This window comes from Rhizobium sp. P1_B8 (genome assembly GCF_056406515.1).
The window spans coordinates 377173-392015 of record NZ_JBFTZZ010000001.1 but is presented as its reverse complement, the minus strand read 5'-3'; the positions used below and the strand labels follow the sequence as shown (position 1 = coordinate 392015).

The following is a 14843-nucleotide window of genomic DNA, read 5'->3' as shown; positions in this document are numbered from 1 at the left end:
GTAAGATCGCGATCGTCGTTGTGTTTTGAACAGAGGAGAAGACCATGCGACTTTTCGAATGCGGCACTCTCGTTCCGGGCTGCGCCTGGCATACACGGGCGGATAGCGACGCCGAGGTGGTTCGCCGTGCCGTCGAGCACCTGAAAGATGCTCACGGCGAAACCACGATCCGCGAGAACATGGTGGATAATATCAAGGCTCGCATCCGTGACGAAGCGACCGCCGCCTGATTATTGCACGCGTTCCTGCAGCCGGGCGAGCAGCGCCGCCCGGTCGGAAACGAAGTTTTCCTCCACCCACTGGTTTTCCAGGCCGGCAAGCAACTCGCCGACGCGCGGACCGGACGCGATTCCTGCCGAAATCACGTCACCGCCATTCAGCGGAAACTGCGGTTTCTTCCAGTGCATTGCCTTGTCCAGCAACTTGATAAGCCGCGCCGACCGCGCCATTTCGTCGAAATCGCTTTCAGCCTTGCCGCGCGCAACCGCAAGCGCCAGCTTCAGCCGTGTCGTGATGCCATCGGCACCGTTGCGGTAAAGCAGCCGTTCGAAGGCCGCCGACGACACGTCGTCATTAACAGGCGCTGCCATTGCCCAGGCCTTGAGATAGGCCGCTTCCGCATTCGAGAGCTTGAGCCGGGCTGCGAGCGCCTCCATGCGCGCCGCATCGGGCGGCACGATCGCCGTAAGGCGCAGCAACGGATCGGGCGTCCAGCCGAGCGCCTTTTCGGTGGTGATCAGCGAAGGGATCGCATCGATCCCCCATCGTTCCGATTCCGGGAGGATTTCCGTCAGCACCGCCACCTGCCGCATCCAGAGCAGCGCCCGGCCGGGATCGCCGGCGCCAAGCAGCTTTCGCAGTTCCGACCAGACGCGTTCTGCTGAAAGCGTCGTCAGTTTCGAACGCGCCGCGGAACACGCCTTCAGCCCCTCGGCATCCGGCCGTCCGGAACCGTAATAGGCAAAAAAGCGGAAGAAGCGCAGGATGCGCAAATGATCCTCGGCAATACGCCTTGCGGCATCGCCGATGAAGCGGATGTTGCGCGTCTCGATGTCGGCAAGTCCGCCAACGAGATCCACCACCTCGCCCTCGGCATCGGCATAAAGCGCGTTGATCGTCAGATCCCGCCGTTCGGCATCCGCCCTCCAGTCTGTGCTGAAGGCAACCTTGGCGTGGCGTCCGTCGGTCTCGACGTCGGTGCGAAGCGTCGTCACCTCGAAGGGCTTGCCGTCGATCACGAGCGTCACCGTGCCGTGCTCCAGGCCGGTTGGGACTGCCTTGATGCCGGCCGCCGCCGCCCGCTCCATCACCGCCTCCGGTCTGAGTGTCGTGGCTATGTCGACATCATTGACCGGCAGGCCCATCAGGCTGTTGCGCACCGCCCCGCCAACCACACGCCCTTCCCCGCCATCGGCGCTGAGAAGTGCTAAGATCCGGCCGAGCGCCGGGTCGCGGAACCATGCTTGGTCGGCAAGGCCGGTCATGCATAAAGCCTTTCGTAAAGCGTGCGGACGATGCCGGCGGTGATGCCCCAGATCATTCTGGTTTCATAGGGCACGCGGTAGAAATGCCGGTCGATGCCGTCGATGACACGCCTGTCGCGGGTGTGATTGGCAGGATCCATCAGGAAGGAAAGCGGCACCTCGAACACGTCGTCCACCTCGGTCGGGTTCAGCGTCAGCGCAAAGCCCGGCGTGACGACGCCGAGCACCGGCGTGATGCGAAAGCCCGTCGAGGCAAGGTAATTCGGCAGCCGCCCGACGGTTTCGACGAAGGAACCGGCCAGTCCGATCTCCTCCTCCGTCTCGCGGATCGCCGCCATTTCAGGGGAGATATCGGTGGGATCGATCGAGCCGCCGGGAAAGGCGATCTGCCCGGAATGTTTGCGCAGCGTCGCCGTGCGCTTGGTGAAGATCACATGCGCCTCTTCGCCGTCGTCGACGACGGGCACGAGCACGGCGGCGTCGCGCAGTTTGAAGGTCTCGACCTCGGCGACGATGTCGGGGTTGAGGATATGGTCCCCGTGATCGCGCCAGGCATGGTCGACCGGCCCGCCATTCTGATTGAGCGCACGGCGGCGGAATTCGGTTGCGGAAAACAGCGGGTAGCGGTGGGTGATCGCATCATTCATCGGCAAAGCGCATCCAGTTCGTCGGCCGGCATGACCGGGAAGACCTCGCCGGCGGAGCAGATCGCAAACATCGCCCGCCCCTCCACGTCGAAAGTCTCGCCGAGCGCGACCAGTTCATACATCACTGCACGCGACACCAGCGCCTCCAGCCGCCCGCGCACATGCAGATAGGGTTTCAATTCGGCGTTGCCGTCAGCAATGGCAAAGCGCAGCCGATGCTCCCCTCCCGCCTCCACGACATCGCCGACATTGGTGCGGAAGGTCAACACCTGTTGGCCTTCGCTCTCCGTCACGCTCATCTCCACGGCGATGAAAGGCGCGTCGACGACCCTTATCCCAACCTTTTCCACAGGAGTTACGAGATAGGTCTTCTGGTCGTCGTCTTTCCTCAAAACCGTCGAAAACAACCGCACCAGCGCCGGCCGGCCGATCGGCGTGCCCATGTAGAACCAGGTGCCGTCAGCCCGGATTTCCATGTCGATATCGCCGCAGAAAAGCGGATTCCACCGTTCGACCGGCGGCAACCCTCGTTTTTTCTCGCCACTTTCCTCAGACGCACGCGAAATCAGTGCGGCAAGTCCCGCCGCATCCGCCTGTCCGCTGATTTCCTCGGCTGCCATTCTTCCGTCCCGGTTTGTCCTTAACGAAGTAAAGTCACGAGATAGTCATTCGCAACGAACTTGTCAGCCCGTCACATCTCCATAACTCTATCGGGTATGAGGCACATGTATAAGTCCGCCGATTCGCTGCCGAATGATTTCAGCCGTTGGAGATACGCATGGGTATGATGAAGACCGAAGCCAGCCTCGATGAAAAGGCGATCGTCGCCGCCGCCGAAAAGGCGCTCTCCGATATTGCCGCCATCCGCGGGGAAGTCTCGAAAGTGATCTTCGGTCAGGAAAGCGTCGTCGAGAACACCATTCTCGCTGTGCTGTCAGGCGGTCATGCCCTGCTCGTTGGCGTTCCCGGTCTTGCCAAGACCAGACTGGTGACCACGCTCGGCGAGGTGCTCGGCCTTGCCGCCAACCGCATCCAGTTCACGCCGGATCTGATGCCCTCGGATATTCTCGGCTCCGAGGTAATGGACCAGGACGACAGTGGACGCCGCTCCTTCCGTTTCGTCAAGGGCCCGGTCTTCGCCCAGCTTCTGATGGCCGACGAGATCAACCGCGCCTCGCCGCGTACCCAGTCCGCCCTTCTGCAATCCATGCAGGAATATCACATCACAATCGCCGGCCAGCGCTACGACCTGCCGGCGCCCTTCCATGTGCTCGCCACCCAGAACCCGCTCGAGCAGGAAGGTACCTATCCTCTGCCCGAAGCCCAGCTCGACCGCTTCCTGCTGCAGGTCGACGTCAACTACCCCGAACTCGCCGCCGAGCGCCAGATCCTGCTCGAGACGACGGGCTTGGGCGAAACCCGGCCGGAAGCCGTCATCGATGCGCAGCGGCTGATCGAGATCCAGACCCTGGTGCGCCAGATGCCGGTGAGCGACACGGTCGTCGATGCCATCCTGGCGCTGGTGCGTTCCGCCCGCCCCGGACAGGGCAATGCCTCGACCGACAAGAACGTCGCCTGGGGTCCAGGCCCGCGCGCCGGCCAGGCAATGATGCTCTGCGCACGCGCCCGCGCGCTCTACGAAGGCCGTCTCGCACCGTCTCTGGACGATATCTTCGCGCTCGCCGAACCCATTCTCCAGCACCGCATGGCGCTGACCTTCGCCGCCCGCGCCGAAGGCATGTCGGTGCGTGACGTCATCGCCGGACTGGTCAAGCAGGCAAAGGGATAAGGAAGCCGGACGCGTGGCATCTATCGGACAGATCGTCAATCCGACACCCGGCAGCGATGCCCTTTCTCGCGCCAGGCAGCGGGCCGCCCTGGTGCCGGACTGCCTGGTGGAAGCCAAGCGCATCGCCAACACAGTGATCGCCGGCTGGCATGGTCGCCGCAAGCGCGGCATCGGCGAGAATTTCTGGCAGTTCCGTCCCTATGCCGAGGGCGAGAGCCTGTCGCGCATCGATTGGCGCCGCTCCGCCCGGGACGACCACACCTATGTGCGCGAGCGCGAATGGGAGGCGGCGCACACGATCTGGCTCTGGTGCGACATGTCGCCCTCGATGATGTACAAGTCGAGCTATGGCAACGTGTCCAAGGAAAGCCGCGCGCTGGTCATCATGCTGGCGCTTGCCGAAATCCTCGCCCGCTCCGGCGAGCGCATCGGCTGCCCCGGCATCATGGAACCCGCCTCCGCCCGCAACGCCGCCGAACGCCTCGCAGCCGCGCTCATGCACACGCCGCTGACCGGCGGCCTGCCGGAAACGGCGATGATCCGCGGCTGGAGCGACCTCGTCCTCATCGGCGATTTCCTCGACGATGCGCCGGCAATCATGGAACGGCTCGGCCCGCTCGCCCGCCGCGGCCTGCGTGGCCACGTGGTCGAGATATCAGATCCCGCCGAAGAGATATTCCCCTATAGCGGCCGCACCGAATTCACCGATCCGGAGAGCGGCGCCAGGCTCGTTTCCGGCCGCGCCGAACACATCCGCGAGGCCTATCGCAACGCCTACCTCGCCCGCAGGGACAGCCTCGGACAGTCGCTGCGCCATCTCGGCTGGACCTTCGCGACCCACCGCACCGATCATCTTGCTTCGGAAGCGCTGGTCGCGGTGCACATGTATCTGTCCGGCATGCCGGCCAAAGCAACACATGGAGGGCAGCTATGAACGCCCTTCCCTTCGCTTTCGCCTATCCCGCCATTCTCGGCGCGCTCGTTGCCTTGCCGGTCATCTGGTGGCTGCTGCGGCTGACACCGCCACGTCCGAAGACCGAGGTCTTCCCGCCGCTGAAGATCCTCGCCTTGGTGTTGAAGCGCGAGGAGACGCCGGCGCAAAGCCCTTGGTGGCTGACGCTGCTGCGCATGCTGCTCGCCGCCACCATCATCCTTGCGATCGCCGATCCGGTTTTCAATCCGCGCACCAGTTCGCTCGCATCAGGTGGCCCGCTCGTCCTCTTCGTCGATAACAGCTGGGCGGCGGCACCCGACTGGGAGCGCCGCATCCAGACCGCCGACGCGTTGATAGACGATGCCGAATCCGCCGGCACACCCGTGTCTATCGCTTTCACCGCCGATCCGACCAACGACGCCGTGCCCGGCACCGCCGCTGCCGCTCGCGACAAGCTGCGCGCTGCCGAGCCGCGACCGCTGGTACCGGACCGTGAGCGCGCCTTCCAGGCGCTGCGCGCCGCCCTGAACGGCATAAAGCCCGGCACCCTCGCCTTCCTGACCGACGGTGCCGCCGCCAAGGCCGACGACACGACGGTGCGCAGGCTGGCCGAACTCCAGCCCGCTGATCTGCGCCTGATTGAGGGCGATGCCGCAAGGACGGTCGCGATCACCGCGGCCAACAATGCGGCTGATGCCATGGCCGTCAAGGTCACGCGGCTCAATACATCGCAGGCCGCATCCGTGGCGCTGAACGCCGTCGATAGCCAGGGGCGCTCGATTGCCAATGGCAGGGTGGATTTCCGCCCCGGCCAGAGTGTTGCGACAAGTTCGATCACAGCACCCTTCGAGATGCGCAACGATTTCGCGCGCGTCAGCGTCGACAATGGCGCGACGGCCGGCGCCGTCCATCTTCTCGACGACGCGTTCAAGCGTCGCCGTGTCGTCTTGCTGTCGGGCGAAGGAGGGGATGAGTTCCAGCCGCTGCTCTCGCCGCTCTATTATATCCAGCGGGCACTGCAGCCCTATGCGGATCTGATCCAGCCCGCCGATTCCGATCTCTCGGTCGCGATACCAAAACTTCTCGCCAACAATCCCTCCATCATCATCATGGCCGATATCGGCCGGCTGCCGGAGGAGACCTACGAACCTCTGACGCGCTGGATATCGAATGGCGGCATGCTCCTGCGTTTTGCCGGCCCGCGCATGGCGGCGGCTCCCGCAGACGATCCGCTGATCCCTGTCATCCTGCGCCAGGGAGAACGGGCGCTGGGCGGCACATTGTCTTGGAGCGAGCCGCAGTCGCTTGCCGAATTTCCGAGTTTCGGGCCTTTTGCCGGCATAGCGCGCCCTGCCGATGTCGTCGTCAAGCGGCAGGTGCTTGCCGAACCGACGCCCGATCTTGCCGAGCGCACCTGGGCTAGCCTGGCTGACGGCACGCCGCTCGTCACGATGAAGCAGATCGCATCCGGCCAGATCGTCCTGTTTCATGTCACCGCGGAAGCAACCTGGTCCGATCTGCCGATCTCAGGCACTTTCGTCGACATGCTGCGTCACCTCCTGCAGATATCGCGCTCGGGCGGCGTGACGTCGGAGGCGCGCGGCAATGCGCGTGTCTCCGAAACCCTGCCGCCATTCCGTATGCTGACGGCCAAGGGCACGCTGGTCTCCGAGACGGGTTCGGCGCGGCCGCTCATTCCGCAGGCCGGAGCTGAACCGACGGCGAATTTCGACAACCCGCCCGGGCTCTACGGTTCGGAGGACGGTTTCACTTCCCTGAACGTGCTGCCCGAGAACGCCGAACTGACGCCGCTCGACACGGCAGGGACCAATGCCGTGCGCGAAGGCCTGATCGGCGGCGAAAGCTGGTCGGCAAAACCCGCACTCTTTCTCGCAGCCTTTCTGCTGCTGCTGGCCGACAGCCTGATCGTCCTCTTCATGAATGGCGCGTTCTCGCGATTGCGCCCGGCTGTCCGCACCGCCGCGATGATCGCGGTCGCCGTCGGCGCCGGCTTTCTCGTGCAACCCGGCACGCTTCACGCCGACGACTCCCAGCCCGGCGACGACCTCATCTTGCAGAGGCTTGATAACACGCACCTCGCCTATGTCGTCACCGGCGAACAGGACGTGGACAATATTTCCGAGCGCGGTCTCGAGGGTCTCACCCAGTTCCTGACTTTCCGCACGACGCTGGAGCCGGCACCGCCCGTGGGCATCGACCTCACCAAAGACGAGCTCTCCTTCTATCCGATCATCTACTGGCCGGTTTCGGCAACGGCGCCGATGCCGTCGACCGCAGCGATCAGCCGTATTGATGCCTATATGCGCAACGGCGGCACCGTGCTTTTCGATACGCGCGATCAGATCAGCGCATTGGACAATGGCGGCAATGTCAGCGCTAACGGTGAGAGGCTGCAGGCAATCCTCGCCAATCTCGACATTCCGCCGCTCGAACCGGTTCCATCAGACCATGTGCTGACGAAATCCTTCTATCTCCTGTCGAGCTTTCCCGGTCGTTATACCGGCAGCCCCCTCTGGATCGAATCCCGGCAGGGTGGTCAGGGGCCGAGCGAAAAATCGGCGGCAACGGCCGACGGCGTTTCGCCGATCCTGATCACCGGCAATGATTTCGCCGGCGCCTGGGCGATCGACGACAACGGCGTACCGATACTGCCGACCGTGCCGTCGGATGAAACGCAGCGCGAATATGCCTACCGTTCCGGCGTCAACATCATGATGTATATGCTGACCGGCAACTACAAGACCGACCAGGTCCATGTTCCCGACCTCCTCGAACGGTTAGGACAATGAGATGACGTTCGACTTTTCGCCCTTCCTCCCCTGGTCGGTTCTGGCTGCACTTGCCGTCGTCAGCGCTGTTATCGCCGCCTTCGCGATCTGGCGCGGCATTCGCGGCGCCTGGATCAGAACGCTCGCAGCACTCGCCATGCTGACCGCCCTTGCCAATCCTGTGCTCCTGCAGGAAGACCGGGATCAGTTGTCGACGATCGTCCCGGTTCTTGTCGATCGAAGCCAGAGCCAGCAGACGCCCGATCGCGTCAAGATGACCGACGATGCGCTTGCGGCCTTGAAGGGACAGCTCGCCCGCTTCCCTCAGATTGAGCCCCGCTTCGTCGATGTCGAAGGCGACGTCAATTCCGACGTGCCGTCCACGCGCCTGTTCGACGCGCTGTCGGCCAACATCGCCGATGTCCCGCCCGCCCGTATCGGCGGCGCAATCATGCTGACCGACGGTGAGGTCCATGATGTTCCGGCCGCCAATCAGGCGCTCGGTTTCGACGCGCCGATCCATGGCCTCATAACCGGCAAGGCCAACGAATTCGATCGCCGCATCGAAGTCATCAAGGGGCCGCGCTTCGGCATCGTCAACGAGGAGCAGCAGGTGATCTTGCGCGTCTTCGACGACGGTCCGAGCCCGGGCGGCGCGGCCGATGTCACGGTGAAGCTGAATGGTGACGAGATCGCCACCCTGCAGGCGACACCAGGGCAGGATACGCCCTTCTCCTTCAAGGTGCCGGGTGGCGGCAGCAATGTGCTCGAATTCTCGGTCGCAGCACTTCCTGGCGAAGTCACCACCGCCAACAACCGTGCCGTCCACGTCATCGACGGCATCCGCCAGAATCTCCGCGTCCTGCTTGTCTCCGGTGAGCCGCATGCCGGTGAGCGCGCCTGGCGCAACCTGCTGAAATCCGATGCGTCGGTCGATCTCGTCCACTTCACCATCCTGCGTCCTCCGGAAAAGCAGGACGGCACGCCGATCAACGAGCTGTCGCTGATCGCCTTCCCGACGCGTGAACTCTTCGTCGACAAGATCAAGGATTTCGACCTGATCATCTTCGATCGCTACCAGCACCGCGGCGTGCTGCCGCTGCTCTATTACGATTACATCGCGCAATATGTCGACAATGGCGGCGCGCTGCTGATCGCCGCCGGCCCCGAGCACGCCGGCCCCGATTCCATTGCACTGACGCCACTCTCCTCGGTCCTGCCAGCAACGCCCACCGGAGAGATGATCGAAAAGGCCTTCTATCCCCGCCTCTCCGAGGAAGGCCGCAAACATCCCGTCACGCGCGGCCTTGATGGTTCGGGCGAGGAGCCGCCGCATTGGGGCCGATGGTTCCGCAGCGTCGATGTCGACCGGCCGCAGGGCGAGACGATCATGCTCGGCGCCGACAACCACCCGCTGCTGGTGCTGAACCGCGCCGGCCAGGGCCGCGTCGCCATGCTGCTTTCCGATCAGGGCTGGCTCTGGGCGCGCGGCTTCGAAGGCGGCGGTCCGAACGTTTCGCTCTATCGCCGTATCGCCCATTGGCTGATGAAGGAGCCGGCGCTCGAGGAAGAAGCGCTGACGGCGCGCGCCTCCGGCCGGACCCTTGAGGTCACGCGCCAGACGATCGGCGACAATCCCGGCAACGCCACCGTGCGTTATCCCTCCGGCAAGACCGAAACCCTGCCGCTCACCCAGTCCGAACCGGGCCTCTACAAGGCCGAGAAGAGGATGGACGAGATCGGCCTCTTCGAAATCCGCAACGGCAAGCTGTCGACGCTTGTCCATATCGGCGCCGTCGACGCGCCGGAATTCAAGGCGATGATCTCGACAACCGATGTGCTGCAGCCGGTCGCCGACAGAAGCAAGGGTCTCGTCGCCCGCGTTTCCAATGCAAATGGCGCGATCTCCGTCCCGCCGATCCTGCCGGTGCGCGGCCAGGTTCGCGTCTCCGACAACGATCGCATGATGATCCGCATGACCAGCGAGACGGTCTTGAAGGGCATCAACACGCTGCCGCTCTTTGCCGGGTTCGCTGGCGTCGGCATCCTGCTTCTCGCCTTCGGCGCCATGTGGTGGCGCGAGGGGCGGTAATCTCATGCCGGAATTCGAGCTCACCGCTTCGCCCTCGCCGGAGGAACTGGCGGCGATCACCGATGCGCTCTCGGCCTTCAACAACAGCGATGTCGGCCCCTCGAATCGCCGGCCGCTTGTGGTCCTCATCCGCGACACCGACGGAAAGGTGACGGGCGGTCTTTCCGGCTTTACCGCCTGGGGCTGGCTCTTCACCCAGATGCTCTATATTCCCGATACACTGCGCGGCACCGGTATATCAGGCAATATCCTCGCAAAGGCGGAAGAAGAGGCCAGGGCGCGAGGGTGCCGCGGCGCCTGGATCGACACGTTCAGCCCTCAGGCTCTGCGCGTCTATCTGCGTCAGGGTTATGAGATTTTCGGAGAGCTCAAGGATTTCCCGGAAGGCCGCACGCGCAGCTTCCTCCGGAAAAGCCTCTAGCAGGATGCGAGGATTGAAAGAGTTAGAGGTCCTTTGTGCGTCCGCGCACGGCGCTCTAAATCATTCGCGCCAGGCGATCGTGCCTTTCAGCCGCTCGTGCACGCCCTCGGCGATCGGAACGACGAGCACACGACGGGGATCGACCGGGCCTGGAAAAGAAAGCGCGTTGTAGGCGACCTTCTCGAAGCCGAGCGGTCCGTAATAAGGCGGGTCGCCGACGAGGATGACAGCTTCCGAGCCCTTGCGTCTTGCCGCCTCCACTGCGATCCGCACCAGTTCCCGGCCGATGCCCTTGTTCTTGTGAGAGGGACGGACGGCGAGCGGGCCGAGCAGATGGCCCTTCACTGTACCGGCCAGTACCGGCGTCATGCGCACGGAGGCAATCGTCTCGCCGTTATCGGTGCAGATGAAGGAAAGCGACAGGTCATGCGGTCCCTGCTCACGGATGCGCGCGGCGGCGCGCGTGAAGCGGCCTGGACCGAAGGCTTCTTCGTTGATGTGTTCGATGGCGGCGTCATGGGACGCGTCTTCAGTGAGGTAGACGAGATCGTGCTTGTACATGATGACAGAAACCGGATGGACAGATTGATGGGTCTCGAACACGCCTTGGGCGTTCGGGAGCATCAGCGTCGTCGCGGGTTTCTGGAAATGAACATCAAGCAGGGGTCCGAAAATCGTGAAAAGGCCGATAGCAGGAAAAATTTCCGCCGTCCAACGCAAAATGCACGACGTGACGCACTGTTCAATCTTTGCCGCCTGTAAAGCCCTGCCATCTGCGATATCTTCCATTCCAACACGCAATCAAGGGAATGAAGACCATGGGAATGCTGGTGGACGGCGTTTGGCATGACGCCTGGTACGACACGAAGGAGAGCAAGGGCCATTTCAGGCGGCAGCCCTCGCAGTTCCGCAACTGGGTGACATCAGACGGTGAGGCCGGCCCTTCCGGCAGCGGCGGCTTCAAGGCCGAGGCCGGGCGTTACCATCTTTATGTCTCGCTCGCCTGCCCCTGGGCGCATCGCACGCTGATCTTCCGCAAGCTAAAGAAGCTCGAAGAGCTGATCTCGGTCTCCGTCGTCGATCCGCTGATGGTCGAGAACGGCTGGGAATTTAAGGTCGGCGACGGCGCCACCGGCGATCACCTCTTCGGAGCGTCCGCGCTTTGGCAGATCTATGTCAGGGCCGATCCGCACTATTCCGGCCGCGTCACCGTTCCCGTGCTCTGGGACAAGAAGACCGGCACGATCGTCAGCAACGAATCCGCCGAAATCATCCGCATGTTCAACAGTGCCTTCGACGGGCTGACCGGCTCGACAGCTGATTTCTATCCCGAGGACCTTCGCACCGACATCGATGCACTGAACGCGACCGTCTACGACACCGTCAACAACGGCGTCTACAAAGCGGGCTTTGCCACCACCCAGGAAGCCTATGAGGAAAATGTCGGCAAGCTGTTCGAAACACTCGACACGCTCGACGAACGCCTCGGCAAGGGCCGCTACCTCTTCGGCAACAGATTGACCGAGGCCGACTGGCGCCTGTTCACCACGCTGGTGCGCTTCGACCCCGTCTATGTCGGCCATTTCAAGTGCAACATCCGCCGCATCGCCGACTACCGCAACCTGCCCGGCTATCTCAGGGACCTCTACCAGACGGCAGGCGTGGCCGAGACGGTGAACCTGTACCACATCAAGCAGCATTATTACCGCAGCCACAAGACGATCAATCCGACCGGCATCGTCCCCGTCGGTCCGGCGCTCGATCTCGACAGCCCGCATGGCCGCGCCAGGCTAAATGCCGCCTGATACTTCTTACCACCAGTGATCGGGCTCCTGCTCGCCCCGAAGCTCGGCGAGGCGGCGATGCGTCGCCTTGGTCGTACCCTCGGGCAAGCTGTCGAGGGAAAAGAAGCCGCTGTCGGATATCTCCCAGTCCGGCGGCCGCGGCGCCGTCTGCTCGACGGTCGCCCGGTAGAAGACGACATGGTCGCGCCTTGTCGTCGTGGTATTGAAATAGACTTGGATCAGCTGCGGCTTGCCGATGATCCTGAGGTTGCCCTCCTCGCGCAATTCCTTGACAAGCGCTTCCTCGACCGTCTCGTTGCGCTCCAGCCCGCCGCCCGGCATATGCCAGCCGCCGATATAGCTGTGGCGCACGAGAAAGATGCGTCCGTCTTCATCGAAACAGGCGGCCCGCACGCCCACGGTCATGCTGCGGACGAAACTGAAATAGACATGCAGCAGGCGCAACGCCAGCCTCGTGTAGAGGGGCTTGTTCTCTTTATCCATATCGCTCCGTTTCAGCTCTTCATCGCGCCCGATGTGTTTGATTTGTCAATAAGCTGGTCTATGTCTCGTAACATGTTCAAGCTCGCGCATATCTCCGACGTCCACCTTGGGCCGTTGCCCAGTCTTTCCATTCAGGAGCTGTTTTCAAAACGCATAACAGGCTTTGTGAACTGGCATCGAAATCGACGCAAGCACCTTTTCGGCAGCACGTTGGATCTGCTGCTCGACGACATCCGCGCCCATCAGGCCGATCACGTGGCCGTCACCGGCGACCTCGTCAATCTGGCGAGCGGCATTGAGATCCGCGCTGCCGCCGCATGGCTGCGCGCGCTCGGCGATCCCGCGAACACGTCAGTCGTTCCCGGCAATCATGACGCCTATGTGCCAGGCGCCTATGAGAAGTCGATGCGCGCCTGGTACGACTATGTCCGCGGCGATCTGGCCCCGCCGCAATGGCAGGACGACCGCCATATCTTCCCCTATCTGCGCGTCCGCGGCAAAGTCGCGATTGTCGGCTGTTCGACGGCGGTCGCCACCCCTCCTTTCGCCGCATCTGGCTTTTTCGGCGCGCGACAGGCCCGCGATACTGTCAACATACTGCGTGCGGCTGGCGAAGCCGGTCTCTTCCGCGTCGTCATGATCCATCACCCGCCGATCCGCGGCGCCACGGCCTTCTACAAACGGATGATCGGCATCCGCCGCTTCGCTGCCGTGATTTCGACGGGCGGCGCCGAACTCGTGCTGCACGGTCATACGCACCTGAACACGCTGCATTGGCTGCGCGGCCAGGTGCAGCCAGTGCCGGTCGTCGGCATCGCGTCAGCCTCGCAGGGACCGGGCAGCATCAAGCCGCCCGCCGCCTACAACCTCTTCTCCATCGACGGCTCTCCCGGCGCCTGGGAGCTCAGCGGCGAGCGCTTCAGCCTCAACAGGACCGGCGACGCGGTGATGCCGGAAAGTGCCAATATTTTCGCACCTTAGCGCCGGGTCCGGACTCCTTTTATGCAGCACTTGAATCGATCTGCGAGGACATCCGGCCACCGTCGCAACATTTGCCATGGAGGTTGCTTACCCTCTTGGTATTTTTAGTGGTAAGCGTACAATCCGAGCAACTGCATTGCCTGAGAACGGAGCGCGCCGATGACTTCTTCTTTCCGTCACCTGTCCAGACTTTCGCTCGCCGCCGGCTTTGCCTTTGGCATCGCCACGGCCGCTTTCGCGGTCGGCGACAACAACGATGACACCAATCCGCCGCCGAAGACCCAGACGACCAAGACCTGCACCGGCGGCAAGGTCTGGGACAAGGCCAAGAAGGAATGTGTCAACCCGAAGAAGAGCAGCTTCAACGACGACGATCTCTATAAGTTCGCCCGCGAGTTTGCCTATGCCGGCCAGTATGACAACGCCATCACCGTGCTCAATCTCGCCCGCAACCAGAACGACCCGCGCATCCTGAACTATCTCGGCTACGCCAACCGCAAGGCCGGCCGCGTGGAGCTCGGCATGTCCTACTACCGCAAGGCGCTGCAGGCGGATGAGAATTACATCCTCGCCCGCTCCTACATGGGCATGGCGCTGGTGGAACAGGGAGATATCCAGGGCGCCCGCGTCCAGCTTGTCGAAATCCGTGATCGCGGCGGCGAAGGCACTTGGGCCTATCGCGCTCTGCTGCAAAGCTTGAACGGCTACAAGACATATTGACGCAAGCTTTGCGGGCCACAATACGAAAATCCCTTGGGAAAGAGGGATGAAGACGACCGGATGCTTGCGAAGTGCAGGAGACTTGTTTCATAAAGCACATGTATCGCCGGCGCCAACCATGTCGGCTTCGCGCCGAGGGCGAACCCTTCGACCGCGAAACCATTGTGAATGCTTCTTGGATAGACAATGCGTCAGCCCGCAACGACCATCGATCTCCGGCGTGATCTCGTCGGCCTCCTGCCCCGCCTCCGCCGCTTCGCGATCACGCTCGCGGGTGAGGTTGCTGTGGCCGATGAACTCGTTCAGTCCGTCTGTCAGCGCGCCATCGCCAAAGGTCATCAATGGAGCGGCGAAGGCCGGCTGGAAAGCTGGATCTACACGCTTGCCCGCCAGCAATGGACCGACGACAACCGCAAGCGGAAGCCGAAGGCTTCCGGCCGTGGCAACGTCACCGATATTCGCGAAGCCGCGCGTGAACGCTCGGCCGCAGTCGATCCCGACACCATCCATCACATGATTTCCGATATGCCGGATGGCGTTTCCAGCATGTTCCTGCTTGTCGACGTCGAAGGCCACAGCTACCAGCAGGCGGCCGACATCATGGGCATTCCGGTGGCAAACGTCGTCTCGCAACTTGCCACCGCAAGGCTGCAATTTGCCGGGCTTGCCGGCACCCACCCGATCCACAGGTTCTGAAT

15 protein-coding genes are annotated in these 14843 nt (G+C 63.0%); 10 read left to right on the top strand and 5 right to left on the bottom strand.

From position 1 onward, the window contains the following. Positions 1–44: 44 nt before the first annotated feature. Positions 45–230, top strand: a complete 186-nt coding sequence (locus AC1D2N_RS01815) for a DUF1059 domain-containing protein (RefSeq protein WP_003561358.1) — start codon at positions 45–47, stop codon at positions 228–230. Here AC1D2N_RS01815 and AC1D2N_RS01810 read toward each other — a convergent pair whose 3' ends face one another. From AC1D2N_RS01810 to AC1D2N_RS01800, 3 genes are read right to left on the bottom strand one after another with little or no spacing between them, the layout of a single operon-like run. After that, positions 231–1484, bottom strand: coding sequence for a CCA tRNA nucleotidyltransferase (locus AC1D2N_RS01810; protein WP_130729337.1), 1254 nt, complete (start codon positions 1482–1484; stop codon positions 231–233). After that, positions 1481–2131: a CoA pyrophosphatase gene (locus AC1D2N_RS01805; protein ID WP_018243058.1), complete on the bottom strand. Its 651-nt coding sequence runs from the start codon at positions 2129–2131 to the stop codon at positions 1481–1483. Before AC1D2N_RS01805 ends, AC1D2N_RS01810 begins: the two co-directional genes overlap by 4 nt. After that, positions 2128–2751 (bottom strand): DUF1285 domain-containing protein, encoded by a 624-nt coding sequence (locus AC1D2N_RS01800; protein ID WP_130729338.1) that lies wholly within the window; start codon positions 2749–2751, stop codon positions 2128–2130. The genes AC1D2N_RS01805 and AC1D2N_RS01800 overlap by 4 nt, the downstream gene beginning before the upstream one ends. A 158-nt stretch (positions 2752–2909) precedes the next feature. Between AC1D2N_RS01800 and AC1D2N_RS01795 the strand changes: the two genes are divergently transcribed. Genes AC1D2N_RS01795 through AC1D2N_RS01775 form a run of 5 tightly spaced genes read left to right on the top strand, consistent with a single transcriptional unit; the run spans position 2910 to position 10156 of the window. Then, complete coding sequence (locus AC1D2N_RS01795) at positions 2910–3920, top strand: AAA family ATPase (RefSeq protein WP_003541786.1); 1011 nt, start codon at positions 2910–2912, stop codon at positions 3918–3920. Positions 3921–3933: 13 nt separating this feature from the next. Continuing rightward, a complete protein-coding gene (locus AC1D2N_RS01790) occupies positions 3934–4854 on the top strand; it encodes a DUF58 domain-containing protein (protein WP_018243060.1) in 921 nt (306 codons plus the stop codon). After that, positions 4851–7664, top strand: coding sequence for a DUF4159 domain-containing protein (locus AC1D2N_RS01785; protein WP_130652841.1), 2814 nt, complete (start codon positions 4851–4853; stop codon positions 7662–7664). Before AC1D2N_RS01790 ends, AC1D2N_RS01785 begins: the two co-directional genes overlap by 4 nt. A gap of 1 nt (position 7665) precedes the next feature. Beyond that, positions 7666–9735 (top strand): hypothetical protein, encoded by a 2070-nt coding sequence (locus AC1D2N_RS01780; protein WP_130729339.1) that lies wholly within the window; start codon positions 7666–7668, stop codon positions 9733–9735. Between the two features lie 4 nt (positions 9736–9739). Next, positions 9740–10156, top strand: a complete 417-nt coding sequence (locus tag AC1D2N_RS01775) for a GNAT family N-acetyltransferase (protein WP_130729340.1) — start codon at positions 9740–9742, stop codon at positions 10154–10156. Positions 10157–10216: 60 nt separating this feature from the next. On the opposite strand, the gene AC1D2N_RS01770 is transcribed toward AC1D2N_RS01775, so the two are convergent. Beyond that, positions 10217–10780 carry a GNAT family N-acetyltransferase gene (locus tag AC1D2N_RS01770; protein WP_080763986.1) on the bottom strand — a complete coding sequence of 188 codons (564 nt, stop codon included), beginning with the start codon at positions 10778–10780 and terminating at the stop codon, positions 10217–10219. 194 nt (positions 10781–10974) lie between these two features. On the opposite strand from AC1D2N_RS01770, the gene AC1D2N_RS01765 reads away from it, so the two are divergent. Next, the gene (locus AC1D2N_RS01765; protein WP_028732926.1) at positions 10975–11961 is read left to right on the top strand and encodes a glutathione S-transferase family protein; all 987 of its coding nucleotides are present in this window, start codon (positions 10975–10977) and stop codon (positions 11959–11961) included. 6 nt (positions 11962–11967) lie between these two features. On the opposite strand, the gene AC1D2N_RS01760 is transcribed toward AC1D2N_RS01765, so the two are convergent. Continuing rightward, complete coding sequence (locus AC1D2N_RS01760; RefSeq protein ID WP_018446696.1) at positions 11968–12444, bottom strand: NUDIX domain-containing protein; 477 nt, start codon at positions 12442–12444, stop codon at positions 11968–11970. Positions 12445–12516: 72 nt separating this feature from the next. On the opposite strand from AC1D2N_RS01760, the gene AC1D2N_RS01755 reads away from it, so the two are divergent. The 3 genes from AC1D2N_RS01755 (at position 12517) to AC1D2N_RS01745 (ending at position 14841) form a co-directional block, all read left to right on the top strand. Further along, on the top strand, positions 12517–13425 hold the full coding sequence (locus AC1D2N_RS01755; protein ID WP_130729492.1) for a metallophosphoesterase family protein: 909 nt from the start codon (positions 12517–12519) through the stop codon (positions 13423–13425). 159 nt (positions 13426–13584) lie between these two features. Next, positions 13585–14145 (top strand): tetratricopeptide repeat protein, encoded by a 561-nt coding sequence (locus AC1D2N_RS01750; RefSeq protein ID WP_130729341.1) that lies wholly within the window; start codon positions 13585–13587, stop codon positions 14143–14145. Positions 14146–14331: 186 nt separating this feature from the next. Further along, positions 14332–14841 (top strand): RNA polymerase sigma factor, encoded by a 510-nt coding sequence (locus tag AC1D2N_RS01745; RefSeq protein ID WP_130729342.1) that lies wholly within the window; start codon positions 14332–14334, stop codon positions 14839–14841. Positions 14842–14843: the final 2 nt, after the last annotated feature.